Annotated in this window: 12 protein-coding genes; 5 read left to right on the top strand and 7 right to left on the bottom strand. The window is 51.0% G+C overall.

Annotation, left to right across the window (positions count from 1 at the left end):
* Nucleotides 1-4: 4 nt before the first annotated feature.
* The gene (locus tag O9K67_RS24315) at nucleotides 5-913 is read right to left on the bottom strand and encodes an acyltransferase (protein WP_061499532.1); all 909 of its coding nucleotides are present in this window, start codon (nucleotides 911-913) and stop codon (nucleotides 5-7) included.
* A 423-nt stretch (nucleotides 914-1,336) separates the two neighbouring features.
* Here O9K67_RS24315 and polA point away from each other — a divergent pair, with 423 nt between their 5' ends.
* Nucleotides 1,337-4,123, top strand: coding sequence for a DNA polymerase I (gene polA, locus O9K67_RS24310; protein ID WP_061499529.1), 2,787 nt, complete (start codon nucleotides 1,337-1,339; stop codon nucleotides 4,121-4,123).
* Nucleotides 4,124-4,288: 165 nt separating this feature from the next.
* Entirely contained in the window at nucleotides 4,289-4,336 is a 48-nt protein-coding gene (locus O9K67_RS24850; RefSeq protein WP_071892919.1) for a spot 42 RNA, inhibition of DNA synthesis, read from the top strand.
* Between the two features lie 92 nt (nucleotides 4,337-4,428).
* Here the strand turns inward: O9K67_RS24850 and yihA are convergent, their stop codons facing one another.
* Nucleotides 4,429-5,055, bottom strand: coding sequence for a ribosome biogenesis GTP-binding protein YihA/YsxC (gene yihA / locus O9K67_RS24305; RefSeq protein WP_148654743.1), 627 nt, complete (start codon nucleotides 5,053-5,055; stop codon nucleotides 4,429-4,431).
* Nucleotides 5,056-5,627: 572 nt separating this feature from the next.
* On the opposite strand from yihA, the gene yihI reads away from it, so the two are divergent.
* Both yihI and hemN read left to right on the top strand, forming a co-directional pair.
* Nucleotides 5,628-6,131 carry a Der GTPase-activating protein YihI gene (yihI, locus tag O9K67_RS24300; protein ID WP_061499522.1) on the top strand — a complete coding sequence of 168 codons (504 nt, stop codon included), beginning with the start codon at nucleotides 5,628-5,630 and terminating at the stop codon, nucleotides 6,129-6,131.
* 186 nt (nucleotides 6,132-6,317) lie between these two features.
* Nucleotides 6,318-7,691 carry an oxygen-independent coproporphyrinogen III oxidase gene (hemN, locus tag O9K67_RS24295; protein WP_061499518.1) on the top strand — a complete coding sequence of 458 codons (1,374 nt, stop codon included), beginning with the start codon at nucleotides 6,318-6,320 and terminating at the stop codon, nucleotides 7,689-7,691.
* A 64-nt stretch (nucleotides 7,692-7,755) separates the two neighbouring features.
* Here hemN and O9K67_RS24290 read toward each other — a convergent pair whose 3' ends face one another.
* The 4 genes from O9K67_RS24290 to glnA all read right to left on the bottom strand — a co-directional run bounded on the left by O9K67_RS24290 (nucleotide 7,756) and on the right by glnA (nucleotide 12,132).
* On the bottom strand, nucleotides 7,756-7,878 hold the full coding sequence (locus tag O9K67_RS24290; protein ID WP_139109680.1) for a YshB family small membrane protein: 123 nt from the start codon (nucleotides 7,876-7,878) through the stop codon (nucleotides 7,756-7,758).
* A 110-nt stretch (nucleotides 7,879-7,988) separates the two neighbouring features.
* Nucleotides 7,989-9,398 carry a nitrogen regulation protein NR(I) gene (gene glnG / locus O9K67_RS24285; protein ID WP_061500261.1) on the bottom strand — a complete coding sequence of 470 codons (1,410 nt, stop codon included), beginning with the start codon at nucleotides 9,396-9,398 and terminating at the stop codon, nucleotides 7,989-7,991.
* 8 nt (nucleotides 9,399-9,406) lie between these two features.
* Nucleotides 9,407-10,456: a nitrogen regulation protein NR(II) gene (glnL, locus tag O9K67_RS24280; RefSeq protein WP_061499515.1), complete on the bottom strand. Its 1,050-nt coding sequence runs from the start codon at nucleotides 10,454-10,456 to the stop codon at nucleotides 9,407-9,409.
* 266 nt (nucleotides 10,457-10,722) lie between these two features.
* On the bottom strand, nucleotides 10,723-12,132 hold the full coding sequence (gene glnA / locus O9K67_RS24275; RefSeq protein ID WP_061499512.1) for a glutamate--ammonia ligase: 1,410 nt from the start codon (nucleotides 12,130-12,132) through the stop codon (nucleotides 10,723-10,725).
* Nucleotides 12,133-12,512: 380 nt separating this feature from the next.
* Here glnA and typA point away from each other — a divergent pair, with 380 nt between their 5' ends.
* Nucleotides 12,513-14,336 (top strand): ribosome-dependent GTPase TypA, encoded by a 1,824-nt coding sequence (typA, locus tag O9K67_RS24270; protein WP_061499509.1) that lies wholly within the window; start codon nucleotides 12,513-12,515, stop codon nucleotides 14,334-14,336.
* A gap of 65 nt (nucleotides 14,337-14,401) precedes the next feature.
* Here the strand turns inward: typA and O9K67_RS24265 are convergent, their stop codons facing one another.
* Nucleotides 14,402-17,230 carry an autotransporter outer membrane beta-barrel domain-containing protein gene (locus O9K67_RS24265; RefSeq protein ID WP_061499505.1) on the bottom strand — a complete coding sequence of 943 codons (2,829 nt, stop codon included), beginning with the start codon at nucleotides 17,228-17,230 and terminating at the stop codon, nucleotides 14,402-14,404.
* Between the last annotated feature and the right edge of the window lie 347 nt (nucleotides 17,231-17,577).

Raw genomic sequence — 17,577 nt, 5'->3', positions numbered from 1 at the left:
CCGGTCACTGACCGGCGTTTTTGTATTGTGTCTTTATCGCGTCAATACGTTCGTCTTTATCTGCCCATAGTTTATTCAGCCACTGCTGAAAACCACGCTTAAAATTCTTATCACTGACGTAGTCCCCGTGTAGTTCTTCATTTACCGGGAGCAGGTTAATGCGTACAACAATGCGAGTCAGTTTACCGCTAAGCATATCCTGGAAAGGAGTCTTATCGTTTTCCGGGTAACATAACGTGACGTCTAGCAGCTTATCGAATTGCGTCCCCAGCACATTTAACGCCATGGCGATACCTGCGGCTTTTGGCGGCAGCAGGTTTTTATAAGGGGAACGCGTTTCGTTGCGTTTTTGTTCGGTAAAACGCGAGCCTTCAACAAAATTGACTATCGTGGTGGGGTGATGGCGAAACTTCTCACAGGAACGTCGTGTGGTTTCCACATCTTTGCCTCGGCGTTCAGGATGGCGGATCAAATACCCCCTGGAGTAGCGGCGCATAAATGGCATATCCAGCGCCCAGCAGGCAAGGCCGATAAACGGAACCCATGCAAGCTGTTGCTTGAGAAAGTACTTATTCATCGGGATATGTTTGCGAAACAGCACGCATAACACCACGATATCCGCCCAGCTATGATGATTGCAGATCAGCAAATACCAATTCTTTTTATTCAGGCTTTCCAGTCCTTCGACATCCCACTTCAAGTGCGGATTAAGGTACAACAGCCAGGAAAGCCCTTCGCACCAGCAGTACATCATAAAATTGCAGAAGGCTGAGATTGCACGCCAAAGCGCCGGAACCGGCAGTAATAGTTTGAGCATGCCGGCAATAATGATCGGCACGGAGCAAACAACAGTAACCAATATGGTGAGCAGGACACTCAACGTTAGAGTGAATACTGCAAGCAATCTCGACATAGTTAAATTATTCAGAAAGTTAGCTGCTGAAGGTGCACCAGAGAAAAGCGCAATGCGGGATTTTATCAGAAAACAGAGGACAGGAATGCTTAAACCTTGCTGGTAATACCTGGTTATGCTGGCACGGGAAAAACAAATCAGCTTTTCTTATATCCACATAGCTTAAATTGTCATCATAAAGCCATAAGGATCCTTTTTACTGTTTTAATTATATGAAATAAAAGGTTTTGTATAATCCTGCGATCTTAGTTAAGACACAAAAGTCCAGCCTGAAAGAAACTATACACAAACTTATCCACAGGTTGAATATGCGAGCGATCCCGACGATCGCGAAATCTTTGCCGCCAATTACCGTGAAAAATTCATGTTTCCCCCGGTCTGTGGCATCCTTGGACCATAAATTGATAAACAGGCACGGACATCATGGTTCAGATCCCAGAAAATCCCCTTATCCTTGTTGACGGTTCGTCTTACCTCTATCGCGCTTATCATGCGTTCCCCCCCCTGACTAACAGCGCGGGCGAACCTACAGGGGCGATGTATGGCGTACTGAATATGCTGCGTAGCCTGATTTTGCAGTACCAGCCGACACATGCCGCAGTGGTGTTTGATGCGAAGGGAAAAACCTTTCGTGACGAACTGTTTGAACATTACAAATCGCATCGTCCGCCAATGCCGGATGATCTGCGTGCGCAAATTGAACCCCTTCACGCCATGGTCAAAGCGATGGGATTGCCGCTGTTGGCGGTGTCCGGCGTAGAAGCGGACGATGTGATCGGTACGCTGGCCCGTGAAGCAGAAAAAATGGGTCGCCCGGTGCTGATCAGCACGGGTGATAAAGATATGGCGCAGCTGGTCACGCCAAATATCACTCTTATCAATACCATGACCAACACTATTCTTGGACCAGATGAAGTAGTCACCAAATACGGTGTTCCACCGGAACTGATTATCGATTTCCTCGCATTGATGGGCGACTCTTCGGACAACATCCCGGGTGTACCTGGCGTTGGTGAGAAAACCGCACAAGCGCTGCTGCAGGGGCTTGGCGGCTTAGATACGTTGTATGAGCAGGCGGATAAAATCGCTGGCCTGACTTTCCGCGGGGCGAAAACCATGGCGGCGAAGCTGGAGCAGAGTAAAGAGGTGGCTTACCTCTCTTATCAGTTGGCAACGATTAAAACCGATGTTGAGTTGGAGCTGACTTGCGAACAACTTGAAGTGCAGCAGCCCGTGGCGGAAGAGCTGCTTGGGTTGTTCAAACAGTATGAATTCAAACGCTGGATTACCGATGTTGAAGCCGGTAAGTGGTTGCAGGCAAAAGGGGCGAAACCGGCAACGAAACCTCAGGAAACCATTACCGTAGACGCCGATGCGGATATCCCGGCAGCGACGCTCTCTGCGGATAAGTACGTCACTATCCTTGATGAAGAGACATTGCAACAATGGATTGCAAAGCTGAAAAGCGCGCCACTGTTTGCCTTTGATACCGAAACCGATAGCCTGGACAATATCAGCGCCAACCTGGTTGGGCTCTCTTTTGCCACTGAACCTGGTGTTGCGGCGTATGTGCCGGTGGCGCATGACTATCTGGATGCGCCGGATCAAATTTCCCGTGAACGTGCGCTGGAGCTGCTCAAGCCACTCCTGGAAGATGAAAAAGCCGTTAAAGTCGGCCAGAACCTGAAATACGATCGTGGCGTTCTGCAAAATTACGGTATTGAACTGCGCGGTATTGTGTTTGATACCATGCTGGAGTCCTACACACTGGATAGCGTGGCGGGTCGCCATGATATGGACAGTCTTTCTGAACGCTGGCTGAAACACAAAACCATCACCTTTGAAGAGATTGCCGGCAAGGGTAAAAATCAACTGACCTTTAACCAGATCGATCTGGAACAGGCAGGTCGCTATGCAGCGGAAGATGCTGACGTTACCTTGCAACTGCATCTGAAGATGTGGCCGGAACTGCAAAAAAACGCTGGACCACTTAACGTGTTTCAGAACATCGAAATGCCGCTGGTGCCAGTGATTTCCCGCATTGAACGCAACGGGGTAAATATCGATCCTGCCGTATTGCATAAGCACTCGGAAGAGTTGACCCTGCGTCTGGCGGAGTTGGAGAAAAAGGCCCATGAGATTGCCGAAGAGTCTTTTAATCTCTCGTCCACGAAGCAATTACAAACTATTCTTTTTGAAAAACAGGGTATTAAACCGCTGAAGAAAACGCCGGGCGGCGCACCGTCTACGTCAGAAGAGGTGCTGGAAGAGCTGGCGCTTGACTACCCGCTGCCGAAAGTGATCCTGGAGTACCGTGGGTTGGCGAAACTCAAATCAACTTACACCGACAAATTACCGCAGATGATTAACCCGAAAACCGGGCGCGTACATACGTCGTATCATCAGGCGGTAACGGCGACAGGGCGTCTCTCCTCAACCGATCCGAACCTGCAAAATATTCCGGTGCGTAACGATGAGGGCCGCCGCATTCGCCAGGCGTTTATTGCGCCGAAGGATCATGTAATTGTCTCTGCGGACTACTCGCAAATTGAACTGCGCATTATGGCTCACCTGTCGCGCGATAAGGGCCTGCTATCGGCATTTGCCGAAGGGAAAGATATTCACCGCGCGACGGCAGCGGAAGTGTTTGGTCTGCCACTCGAAAGCGTCAGTAATGAGCAGCGTCGTAGCGCCAAGGCCATTAACTTTGGTCTGATCTACGGAATGAGCGCGTTTGGGTTATCACGTCAGCTCAATATCCCGCGCAAAGAGTCGCAAAAGTATATGGATCTCTACTTTGAGCGCTATCCGGGTGTGCTGGACTATATGGAACGCACGCGTGCGCAGGCGAAAGCTCGCGGTTATGTTGAAACCCTCGAAGGGCGTCGTCTGTACTTGCCGGACATCAAATCCAGCAATGCGGCAAGGCGTGCTGGTGCGGAACGCGCGGCAATCAACGCGCCGATGCAGGGTACGGCGGCGGACATTATTAAACGCGCGATGATCGCGGTAGACGCATGGCTGCAAAGTGAAAAACCGCGCGTTCGTATGATCATGCAGGTTCACGATGAACTGGTGTTTGAGGTGCACAAAGACGATCTTGAAGCGGTGTCGAAAAAGATCCATGAACTAATGGAGAGCAGTACCACGCTTGACGTGCCGTTGCTGGTGGAAGTCGGGAGTGGCCAAAACTGGGATCAAGCGCACTAAGTCCGCGGTGGATAAGCTTCTTTTTTGTAAGTAAGCAACAAATGACCGGGGGTTTTGTGATGATCATTAGAATTCCCTATGTAAATATTGAAAAGAAATTACAAAAAATGCTTTTTCCGGATCCAAAAAGGGAGTAGAGTTATTCGCGTAGGGTACAGAGGTAAGATGTTCTATCTTTCAGACCTTTTACTTCACGTAATCGGATTTGGCTGAATATTTAGCCGCCCCAGTCAGTAATGACTGGGGCGTTTTTTATTGTGCAAAATAAAGCAAAAACGCGGCGGGGGCCGCGTGGATGGAAGGAATTACTCGTTGCTTTCTTCAACCGGCGGCAGCGAGCTAAACCAGGTATCCAGCTTTTCACGCAATTTATCCACACCCTGTTTTTTCAGTGAAGAGAACGCTTCAACCTGAACGTCTCCCTGGAAAGCGAGCACTGCTTCACGCACCATATTGAGCTGCGCTTTGCGCGCGCCGCTGGCAAGTTTGTCCGCTTTAGTGAGCAGCACCAGCACCTGGAGATTGCTATCTACGGCCCACTGGATCATCTGCTGATCAAGATCTTTTAACGGATGGCGAATATCCATTAACACCACCAGACCCTGCAAGCACTGGCGTTTTTCCAGATACTCTCCGAGTGCGCGCTGCCATTTGATTTTCATCTCTTCCGGCACTTCTGCATAGCCATACCCCGGCAGGTCGACCAGGCGTTTCCCATCGGCGACCTCAAACAGGTTGATAAGCTGCGTACGGCCAGGCGTCTTTGACGTGCGAGCCAGGTTTCTCTGGTTTGTCAGCGTGTTAAGCGCACTCGATTTTCCTGCGTTGGAGCGGCCAGCAAAAGCCACTTCGATGCCGGTGTCGGCGGGTAAGTGGCGAATATCAGGCGCACTGGTAACAAAGTGCGTCTGTTGGTAATTCCAGTTAGTCAAAATGGTCGTCTCCATCAGAAAGCATGCGGCGATTATACCTGAACTACCGCAAAAGGCTGTTTTTCTCGTCAGAAACTCATTTGTGAGTCCTTGTCTCAAACGTTGTAAGAAATTGGCTATTCCTGCTATGCGAACTTTCAGAGAAGTTGCAGGCAACCGAAACCGGTAAACTATGTTAAATCAACGAGTTGGTTTTAAAGAATTTTCCTAATTTATCGGATCGAGGCATCTAACTGCTTGTTAGTTTCGCTCAGAAGGGTAAAGTAACTCGCAGGCCAGGAGGCTATAGAAGGAAGGATGACTCAAGGAGTGAGGGGTCAGGAGCGCCAGGAGGCGAAGACAGGACAAAACGTCTGGAGACGTTTACAAGGAAAAAGGAACCCCAACAGGGAATGTTCGACGCTAACGGAAAAACAGGGCTGGTTGATAGCGCACACGGAATGTAGAACCCATTATGGGTTAAGGGTCAAGAAAAAAGGCGACAGTTTGCACTGTCGCCTTTTTTCTTTGCTTGCTTTCTGCTAGATTCCGCCGCAATTCTATACTGAAGAAAACGACTTAAGACGACCATCATGAAAAAACCGTCCGCCCAACCACGCAGCAAAGTACGCCGTAAAACACGTGAAGAATTAAATCAGGAAGGCCGCGATCGCAAACGTGACAAAAAGCATCGCGGTAATGCTTCCGGCAGCCGCGCGAACGGTGGTGCTGAGTCTTCCGGCTCCGGCAAGGGTAAACCGCAAAAAGATCCGCGCATTGGCAGCAAAAAACCGATCCCACTGGGCGTTACCGAACCCCAGGTTAAAAAGCACCACAAACCTAAGAGCGAGAAACCTATGCTTTCACCGCAGGATGAGTTGGAGATGCTGGAAACGGATGAGCGCCTGGATGCGCTACTGGAACGTCTGGAAGAGGGCGAAACCCTGAGCGCTGAAGACCAGGCGTGGGTGGATGCCAAACTGGATCGTATTGATGAGTTGATGCAGAAACTGGGCCTCTCTTACGATGATGATGAAGATGAGGAAGAAGAAGAGCGCAAGGAAGATATGATGCGTCTGCTGAAAGGCGGCAATTAATCCTTTTCTATGGGCCTTCCCGTCCTGCTTATAACCCTTCCGGTTATATGTTATCTGGTGTGGTTATTCGTTAAACTACAGCGGTTGTCGCGGCGCAAAGTGTGGCTGCGCAACCGGCTTATGACCCGCAACGAGGTCAGGCCGGGCCGCCGGACCCGCCAGCGGCGTCATCGGAAGGAGTAAGCAATGTCAGAGCATGTGATCGACTGGGACCTGGCCCTCATCCAGAAATATAACTATTCCGGGCCGCGTTACACTTCATACCCTACCGCGCTGGAGTTTTCCGACGCTTACGGCGAAGAGGATTTTCAGCGTGCTGTTGCGCGTTATCCGGAGCGTCCGCTATCGCTGTACGTTCATATCCCGTTTTGTCACAAGCTGTGCTATTTCTGCGGCTGCAATAAGATTGTTACCCGGCAGCAGCATAAAGCCGATCAATACCTGGATGCGCTGGAACACGAGATCGTTCATCGTGCGCCGCTGTTTAAAGGCCGCCACGTCAGCCAGTTGCACTGGGGCGGCGGTACGCCAACTTACCTGAATAAAGCGCAAATTACCCGCCTGATGGGGCTCCTGCGAGGGCATTTTGCTTTTAACGATGACGCGGAAATCTCGATCGAAGTGGATCCCCGTGAAATTGAGTTGGATGTTCTCGATCATCTGCGCAGCGAAGGCTTTAATCGCCTGAGCATGGGGGTGCAGGACTTTAATAAAGAAGTTCAGCGTCTGGTTAACCGCGAGCAGGATGAAGATTTTATCTTCGCGCTGCTTAATCATGCCCGGAAAATCGGTTTTACTTCGACCAATATCGATCTGATTTATGGACTGCCAAAACAGACGCCGGAAAGCTTTGCCTTTACGCTACAACGCGTGGCGGCGCTGAGCCCGGATCGTCTCAGCGTGTTCAACTATGCGCATTTGCCGACGCTGTTCGCCGCGCAACGAAAAATCAAAGATGCCGATTTGCCTTCCGCACAACAGAAGCTGGATATTTTGCAGCAAACCATCACCTCGCTCACCACATCGGGTTATCAGTTTATCGGTATGGATCATTTTGCCCGCCCGGATGACGAGCTGGCCGTGGCACAGCGTAACGGAGTGTTGCACCGTAATTTCCAGGGTTACACCACCCAGGGCGATAGCGATCTGCTGGGACTGGGCGTTTCTGCCATCAGCATGATTGGCGACAGCTATGCGCAAAACCAGAAAGAGCTGAAACATTATTATCAGCAAGTAGACGAACGCGGTAACGCGCTATGGCGGGGGATTGCGCTGACCCGTGATGACTGTATTCGCCGTGACGTGATCAAAATGCTGATCTGCAATTTCCGTCTGGCGTTCGGTGCGGTGGAAAACGTCTGGGGTATCGATTTTCGCGACTATTTTGCCGAGGACTTGCGCTTGTTAGCGCCGCTGGCGGACGACGGGCTGGTGGTGGTTGATGACGCAGGGTTACAGGTCACGGCGAAAGGGCGTTTGCTGATCCGCAATATTTGCATGTGCTTCGACGCCTATCTGCGCCAGAAAGCGCGGTTGCAGCAATTCTCTCGGGTGATTTAGCGAGCGTGCTATCAGGCCTACAACATGGTGCGTAGGCCTGATAAGCGCAGTGCCGTCAGTAAGGTTAGCTAAACAGCCCAACCAACGCGGCGCAAAGCACAGCCGCGATGGCTGTTTGCGGTGTATGGCTTGCAGACGCGCCAGCTTCGACGCCTGTCGTAACCATATTGATGAATGATTCCAGCATGATGAACTCCCCCGTGAACGGGCAAGATCATACTTAACTGCGAGTAACAGTAAAGTGTGAAATTGCAGCAATTTGCACTGGCAATTCAATCTTTACATTTCTACTGCCGTCTACTCCATTCCCAGCTCTTTCAGCTTACGCGTCAGGGTATTGCGGCCCCAGCCGAGCAAGCGCGCCGCTTCCTGTTTATGCCCTTGTGTATGCCGCAGTGCGGTGGTCAGCAGCGTCCGCTCCATCTCTGGTTGCGCTTCAGAGAGCAGATTTTGATGACCGGAACGCAACGCGCGATCCGCCCATTGCGCCAGCAGGGTCGCCCAGCTGTCCGGCAGACTCTGTGATGGATTATCCGGCGCGGTCGTTTCGAAAAGCTCAGCAGGGAGATCCTGAATCAGGACTTCCTGACCTGCAGCCATTACCGTCAGCCAGCGGCAGGTATTTTCGAGCTGACGCACGTTCCCGCCCCAGGGCAGACGCGTTAACGCCGCTTCTGTTTCAGGGTGGAGTTGCTTGGTTTCCACCCCCAGCTCACGGGCTGCAACCTGCAAAAAGTGCCGCGCAAGGCGAGGGATATCTTCCCGACGTTCGCGCAGCGGTGGCAGGTGCACGCGAATAACGTTCAGACGATGGAATAAGTCCTCACGGAATTTCCCTTCCTGAACCCGCAGCTCAAGGTTCTGGTGCGTGGCTGCGATAATGCGTACATCGACTTTTACCGGTGCGTAACCGCCCACGCGATAGAACTGGCCATCAGCCAGTACACGCAGCAAACGGGTCTGCACATCCAACGGCATATCGCCGATTTCGTCGAGAAACAGCGTCCCCCCGTCGGCCTGTTCAAAACGGCCCTGACGCACAGTATTCGCGCCGGTAAAGGCCCCTTTCTCGTGACCAAACAGTTCAGACTCGATCAAATCTTTTGGGATGGCGGCCATATTTAGCGCAATAAACGGCGCCTTAACCCGTGGGCTATGGCGATGCAGCGCATGTGCGACCAGCTCTTTACCCGTACCGGATTCACCATTAATCAGCACGCTGATGGACGAGCGCGACAGGCGACCTATAATGCGGAACACATCCTGCATTGCCGGGGCTTCGCCGATGATGTCAGTTGTCGGGCCGCTGGCCTGTACATTACGCGGTTGCTGCTGTTCCTGATAATGGCTGATTGCACGCTCGACCAGCGCAACCGCTTCATCAATATCAAATGGCTTGGGCAGATAATCAAACGCCCCTTGTTGATAGGCGCTAACGGCGGCATCCAGATCGGAATGTGCGGTCATAATGATGACCGGAAGCATCGGATGGCGCTGTTTTATCTGTTTCAGTAACGCAAGTCCATCCATCCCTGGCATACGAATATCCGAAAGCAGTACATCAGGGGTTTTGGTGGTTAGCGCATCTAGCACTTCATTGGCACTTTCAAATGTTGTACAACTCAAGCCTGCCCCGGTGAGCGCGCGTTCAAGCACCCAACGGATGGAGCTATCGTCATCAACGATCCAGACTATCCCTCGTTGCATAAACACCTCTACTTCCGAATAGGCAGGTAAACCGAAAATTCGGTATGTCCTGGCCAACTGGTAAATTCAATTTTGCCAGAATGTTGATCGATCAAATTGCGTGCGATAGATAACCCAAGCCCGGTGCCGCCTTCACGCCCGCTCACCATTGGATAGAACAGGGTATCCTGGAGATGCGAAGGAATACCCGGACCGTTATCTTCCACATCTATTCTCGCCGCCAGGCGATAGCGCACACCGTGCAGCGTTAGCTGGAAAGCGGTGCGGGTACGTAAAATGATCTCGCCGCCTTCCGGGCCCAGCGCTTGCAACGCATTGCGGACAATATTCAGTAAAACTTGCTCGATTTGGTCGGGATCGTGAGCCAGTTCCGGCAGGCTGGGATCGTAATCGCGGACCAGCGTGACGTTATCCGGCAGCTCCATCGACACTAAATTCACCACACGTTCGGCAACCTTATGAATGCTTTCGGTCACATGCATTCCAGGCTGCTGCGGGCCAAGCAGACGATCCACCAGGTTGCGCAGGCGGTCGGCCTGCTCAATGATCACTTTGGTATATTCCAGCAATGCCGGGTCGGGCAGTGCTTTACTCAGCAACTGCGCGGCGCCACGTAGTCCACCCAGTGGGTTTTTGATTTCATGGGCCAGTCCACGCACCAGGTCGCGCGCGGCGACTTGTTGGGCGTGCTGGAGCTGCTCCTGACTCAGACGTCGCTGGTTATCCATTGGCGCCATTTCCAGCAGGATCAAACCCTCCGGCAAACGTTGCGCCGTCAGTGAAAGTATGTGTGAACGCCCGTCAATGACGAGTGTTACTTCGTTATCGGTAAACCCCTGTCCGGCGTGCAGACTTTCCCGCATCAGATCGATGTTCAGTGAAAAGTAGCTCAGTAATTCAGGTAGAGGTGTGCCAAATAACTTACGTGAACTCTGCGCCAGTAATTGTTGCGCAGCCGGATTCGCGTAATGCACTGCCAGTTCATCATCAACCAGCAAGATGCTGTTGATTAAAGAATTGAGGATCTGCCCAGCATCGGGCAGCACGCCACTTGCCATTCAGCAGTCTCCCGGAAAGTTGCACTAATTTAGTGCAGTATAGCTTTTTATCGGTAAAAAGCGCGATAGATCAGGTTGTTGGTGGAGAAAAAAGCCCATCCTGGGATGGGCTAAAAAGTTCCACGGCAACAAATCCTCTGGCGTCTTTCTCGCCGTAACTGCGTTGGCTGCCTTCGCTCACCCCGGTCACATAGTTATCTATGCTCCCGAGGATTCGCTCAGTTGCCGCCTTACTACGACAAGAAGTCCGCTGAGTATTAAATTTATTAAACGCTGTAGTACAGTTCGAACTCTACCGGGTGCGGCGTCATGCGAACGCGGTCGTTTTCTTCGGTACGCAGAGCGATGTAAGCATCGATCGCGTCGTCAGTGAACACGCCGCCAGCAGTCAGGAACTCGCGGTCAGCGCTCAGTGCGTTGAGCGCTTCTTCCAGAGAGCCTGCAACCTGCGGGATTTCTTTCGCTTCTTCAGCCGGCAGATCGTACAGGTTTTTGTCCATGGCTTCGCCCGGATGGATTTTGTTTTTAATCCCATCCAGACCCGCCATCAGCAGTGCTGCGAAGCACAGGTACGGGTTCGCTGCCGGATCCGGGAAACGCACTTCAATGCGACGTGCTTTCGGGGAAGCAACCACCGGGATACGGATAGAAGCAGAACGGTTACGGGCAGAGTAAGCCAGCATTACCGGCGCTTCGTAACCCGGGACCAGACGTTTGTAGGAGTTGGTGGTTGGGTTAGACAGGGCGTTGATGGCTTTCGCGTGTTTGATTACGCCGCCAATGTAGTACAGCGCTGTTTCAGACAGACCTGCATATTTGTCGCCAGAGAACAGGTTGGTACCGTTCTTGGACAGGGACATATGGCAGTGCATGCCGGAGCCGTTATCACCGAACATCGGTTTCGGCATAAAGGTTGCGGTTTTACCGAAACGGTGCGCAACGTTGTGCACAACGTATTTGTAGATCTGAATTTCGTCCGCTTTTTTGGTCATGGTGTTGAAGCGGGTTGCCACTTCGTTCTGACCTGCTGTTGCCACTTCGTGGTGGTGAGCTTCAACAACCAGGCCCATTTCTTCCATCACCAGACACATGGTGGAACGCAGGTCCTGAGCAGAGTCAACCGGTGGAACCGGGAAATAACCGCCTTTCACTGCCGGACGGTGACCTTTGTTACCACCTTCGTATTTGGTAGAGGAGTTCCATGCGCCTTCGATATCGTCGATAGCGACGCTGGAGCCAGAAATTGAGCTGCCGAAGCGAACGTCGTCAAACAGGAAGAATTCCGGCTCTGGCCCGAACAGAACGGTGTCTGCAATGCCGGTAGCGCGCAGGTACTCTTCAGCACGTTTTGCGATGGAGCGCGGGTCACGGTCGTAACCCTGCATGGTGCCAGGTTCCAGAATATCGCAACGGATGATCAGTGTAGGTTCTTCGTAGAACGGGTCAATGACAGCGGTAGTCGCGTCCGGCATCAGCACCATGTCGGATTCGTTGATGCCTTTCCAGCCACCAATCGAAGAACCATCAAACATTTTACCTTCTTCGAAGAAGTCGGCATTGACCTGATGGGCTGGGATAGTGACGTGCTGTTCTTTACCTTTGGTATCTGTGAAGCGCAGATCAACAAACTTCACTTCGTGCTCATTCAGCATCGTCAAAACGTGTTCAGCGGACATACTTAAACTCTCCCGGATTTGTCATTGTCGTCGTGGTAACGAGGTCTTCAAATACTACGTAAACCTGGCGTTGTTGCCGTAAAATAGTTAAAGCGAAATCTATGCCAACTTTTAAATGCCCCTAAAAAGGCGTTATCATGCACGGTATCGTGCAAAAGGGCTGCACCATGATGGTTAAGCTGCACCAATATAGTGCTTCTATGTGAATATTGGGCACTATATTGGTGCAATTTTCGTTAAATGCCCCTTTTAACGCTCCGTGAAAGCGATCACAAAGCAACTCTGCAATACTTGTTTGCGGAGGATGTTTGTGATCCTGTTTAGTCCTTCGATTAATACGTGTACAATAACGCGCTATTTCTAATGCCTGAGGCAAAGTTGTGATCGAAAATCTGCGTAACATCGCCATCATTGCTCACGTTGACCACGGTAAAACGACCCTGGTTGACAAGCTGCTGCAGCAATCCGGTACGTTCGACGAACGTGCTGAAACACAAGAGCGTGTGATGGACTCCAACGATTTGGAGAAAGAGCGTGGGATTACTATCCTCGCGAAAAACACCGCTATCAAATGGAATGATTACCGTATCAACATCGTTGATACCCCAGGGCACGCCGACTTCGGTGGTGAAGTTGAGCGTGTTATGTCCATGGTTGATTCCGTGCTGCTGGTGGTTGACGCATTTGACGGCCCGATGCCGCAAACGCGCTTCGTGACCAAAAAAGCATTTGCCCATGGCCTGAAACCGATTGTGGTAATCAACAAAGTTGACCGCCCTGGCGCGCGTCCTGACTGGGTTGTTGACCAGGTCTTTGACCTGTTCGTTAACCTGGATGCGACCGACGAGCAGCTGGACTTCCCGATCGTTTACGCTTCTGCGCTGAACGGTATCGCGGGCATGGACCACGAAGACATGGCTGAAGACATGACCCCGCTGTACCAGGCGATTGTTGACCATGTACCGGCGCCGAACGTTGATCTGGACGGCACCCTGCAGATGCAAATCTCTCAGCTGGATTACAACAACTACGTTGGTGTAATCGGCATTGGTCGTATCAAGCGCGGTAAAGTGAAACCGAACCAGCAGGTCACTATCATTGATAGCGAAGGCAAAACCCGTAACGGTAAAGTCGGTAAAGTACTGACTCACCTGGGGCTGGAGCGTATTGATAGCGAAGTTGCAGAAGCGGGCGATATCATTGCGATCACCGGTCTGGGCGAGCTGAACATCTCTGACACCATCTGCGATCCGCAAAATGTAGAAGCGCTGCCGGCGCTGTCTGTTGATGAACCGACTGTGACCATGTTCTTCAACGTCAACACCTCTCCGTTCTGTGGTAAAGAAGGTAAGTACGTGACTTCACGTCAGATCCTCGACCGTCTGAACAAAGAGCTGGTGCACAACGTTGCGCTGCGCGTGGAAGAAACCGAAGATGCGGATGCGTTCCGTGTATCCGGCCGTGGTGAGCTGCACCTGTCCGTGCTTATCGAGAACATGCGTCGTGAAGGTTTCGAAATGGCGGTTTCCCGTCCGAAAGTTATCTTCCGTGAAATCGATGGCCGTAAACAAGAGCCGTTCGAAAACGTTACGCTGGACGTTGAAGAGCAACACCAGGGTTCTGTGATGCAGGCGCTCGGTGAGCGTAAAGGCGACCTGAAAAACATGAATCCGGACGGTAAAGGCCGCGTACGTCTCGACTACGTGATCCCAAGCCGTGGTCTGATTGGCTTCCGTTCTGAGTTCATGACCATGACTTCTGGTACTGGTCTGCTGTATTCCACCTTCAGCCATTACGATGACGTTCGTCCGGGTGAAGTGGGTCAGCGTAACAACGGCGTACTGATCTCCAATGGTCAGGGTAAAGCGGTTGCGTTTGCTCTGTTCGGTCTGCAGGATCGCGGTAAGCTGTTCCTGGGCCACGGTGCTGAAGTTTACGAAGGCCAGATTATCGGTATTCACAGTCGTTCTAACGACCTGACCGTTAACTGCCTGACCGGTAAAAAACTGACCAACATGCGTGCGTCAGGTACTGACGAAGCAACGGTTCTGGTTCCGCCGGTTAAGATGACCCTTGAGCAGGCGCTGGAGTTTATTGACGACGACGAACTGGTAGAGGTAACGCCGCAGTCTATTCGTATCCGTAAACGCTACCTGACTGAGAACGACCGTAAACGCGCCATGCGCGGTGCGAAAGAAGAGTAATACTTCTTCTTGCCAGTAATGAAAAAGCCGCTGAATCAGCGGCTTTTTTTATGGCGGTATGTTTGTCAGAAGCTGTATTTCACGCCCAGCATACCTTGTGTGTCACTGTAGCCTTTGGTCCCTACCTGCTGAGCAACGTTGCCCCACAGTGTCAGGTTTGGTGTAACCCGGCCTTCCACGCCTGCTTTCAGTTCAGCGATATTATTCGTACCGCTCATGCTGTTGCTTACATCATCCATTTTCACTCGTGTGGTCTGCGTGTTGTGGATCCAGTTAGCTTCAACAAATGGCTGCAACTGGCGGTCTTTACCTGCGTCAACCGGGTTACGATCGCTGAGGTAGGCTTTCACGCCAAGGCGGGTCATCAGATTGCCACTGCTTTCGTCTTTCACTTGTGTGCCGTTCTGCTCGCGATGAGCATCGGCTTTAACCCCCATCCAGACCAGCTGGGCTTTGGGTTGGATCCAGAAACTGCGCTGTTCATTTTCGCCGACTTTAACGCTGTAACCGGCTTCAACCGACGCGGTGATGCCCTTGGACTTATATTTTTCCGTCGCTTGTTCCTGGCCTGTTACGTCGTTATCAAACCAGTTGTAGAGTGCCCAGCTATCAACATAGGCACCTGTTTTGTCCGCTTCATTTGCATACCAGGTACCGTACAACCCTACGCTGTAACCCGAGGTTTTCCCGCTGGAGTGGTAGCCGGTAAGGTTCGATTTTGTGGTGTTATTACTGTTGGCATAGCCCGCCATTGCACCCACATGCCAGCGGTCAAGACCGTCAGTACTCCACTGCGCCAGATCGCCCCCCAGTTGCATAACATAGCGGTTGCCGCTGGTTTTTAACTGACCACTGCCGTCTTTGAAACGGGTATGACCACCAACATTACGCAGCCACAGACTGGTGACTTTCTTCTCGCCAGTGAGAATATCGGTGTACTGTGTTTCACCCAGGCGATCATGCAGACGAGTCATGAACAGTGTATTTGCCGCATAGTTGTTGGCCAGATAACTACCAAATTCAGGGCGATACTGATGCTCACCAGCCGGTGAAACCGGGTCAATCGACGGTGGTGCAATAGGGCGCCCGGGGTCGACAGGATCAGGCTCTGGTTCCACATCTTCGACCTTGCTGGTCAGGTACCAGTTGTTGGCTTTCTGCACCACGTTATAGTCGTAGCCCCCGGCGACGATACGGCCTGCTTTTTCAAAGGTACCGGCGGAGTTTCCCTCGACTTCGATAATTTCGATACCTTCAACCGTTTGTGCCCCTGTCCCGCCAATGTTATTAATGGCGACAAAGGTGTTACCAGCGGTATTCCCTTTGACAATCATTTTGTCTGTTTCAGAGGCGTCATCAGCCAGCACGGTATTAAAGGCGAGCGTACCACCGTTACCGGTGTAATCACCGTTCACCGTCAGCGTCTTCCATAACCCGTCGTTATCATGCAGAACATTCACCACCGCACCTGAATCCAGTGTCAGATTGGTCAGTGTCGAGCTGTCGGTCATATTCCAGACGGCATTGCTCATGGTGAGCGCTGTTGTTGCTGCACCGGTAATATAGGATGCGCCATCCCATAATGAATTGTCTCGCATGGAAAGCAGAATGGCGCTGTTATCGCCGGATGAGGAAATATCGCCATCAATGGTGAATCTTCCGCCGGTTGAAGCATCGATCACCCCACCGCTGACGGTCGACATTGCATAGTTATTGCTGGCTTTGTCACCGGCCATGGTAATGGCTGCACCGCCGGCCAGATTGATTTTCCCCTTCGACAACGCATGCAAGCCGGAGGATGCGGTACCGCTGTTGTTATTAATTGCGATTGATGCGTTATCGCCGAGATTGACGATCGCATTGGTGGCGTACACCCCATAAGCGTCAACACCGTTGGTTGTTATGGAAGCGTCTTCCGCTAAATTGACGATTGAATTGATGGCGTACACCCCATAAGCGCCAAAACCGTTGATTGTTATGGAAGCGCCTTCCGCTAAAGAGATCGTTGAAGAAACGTTGGCATAAATCGCGTTTGCGCCATCCAGATTGGTGGTGATATCGGCATTTTTGCCCAATTCAATCTTTGATGAGGCTCCTGCGTAAGCGCCATAAGCCAATTTACCGTACGTTTCAATTACTGCATCCTGTCCGAGGCGTATATAAGAACCGCTTTGGTATGCGCGAATACCTTCTGCATAGTTGCCGCGGGTAACGATATGTGCGCGATCGCCAAGAATAATATTATTTTTTGCCGCGGTGGCGTCCTTGATGGCATAAGCGGTAACGCCGCGCCCGGTGTTACCGGTGGTTTCAATATACGCATCGTTGCCAATGTAGATGTTAGCGGAACCAAGATAACCCTGACTAAAAGAGCTGTAACCTGCATTAATCCCGTCGCCACTGTCTCCGTTAACGTAAATTTTGGTGCGATCGCCCGTTATTACAAATACCGGATTATCAGGTGTATTGGTACCGTGTGTACGGATCCCATCAACGTCTTTACCGTTATTTGCCGCAACTTTGGATTGCGTATAAATCGTTAAGTCATCGCCAAATATGACGCCCGGGCTGCCAGTCGCCGAGTTCTGAATAACAGTCACGGTATGTTCAAATGCTTCGGCACCGGGGCCATTCAGCGTAATACCGTTACCATAAATTGGGATGCTGCCAGTGTTCCATTGATATACATAGTTAGGATCGCTGGTGTTTTTACTGTAATTTGCACTTGCGCCGGATGGAATAAGCGCCTGGATCTCAGCTGGTAAATCAGACACCAGTCCTGTTGCAGGCAAGTCATTGAAATTTAAATACGCTGCGTGGACTGGAATGAATATTGATGCCAGAGCCGCAGAAATAGCGATTGCTATCGGCGAATATTTTGTTGAATGTGACATATTTACCTCCCCGCAGGGAATAAGACACCCACCGCATTTGTATTGATATGTGGGTTTTTAAATTAAATATATAAATTTTGTGGCTGGTTCAGGATATAAGCTTTTGAATCGTCTTAAACCTCAATCTCTAATCACAAGATGTATCTACTCACGTCAAAATTTTCATCTTTTCAGTTAATACTTGCTCCTTTTCACGTTATGTGTTTTTCTGAAGCAAATATAAATTCAAATGATGTTATCTTTTAATCAATTAGTCTTATTAAATATTTTTAATTTTCATCTAAGAAATTAATTTTTAACTCTTTGTATTTTATGGGTTTTGGTGAGTTTCTTAGTTTGTTAAACCT

Origin of the sequence: Kosakonia oryzendophytica, assembly GCF_027886705.1 — a bacterium.
GTDB classification, from domain to species: Bacteria; Pseudomonadota; Gammaproteobacteria; order Enterobacterales; family Enterobacteriaceae; genus Kosakonia; species Kosakonia oryzendophytica.
This window is presented reverse-complemented; position numbering and strand designations above follow the sequence as displayed.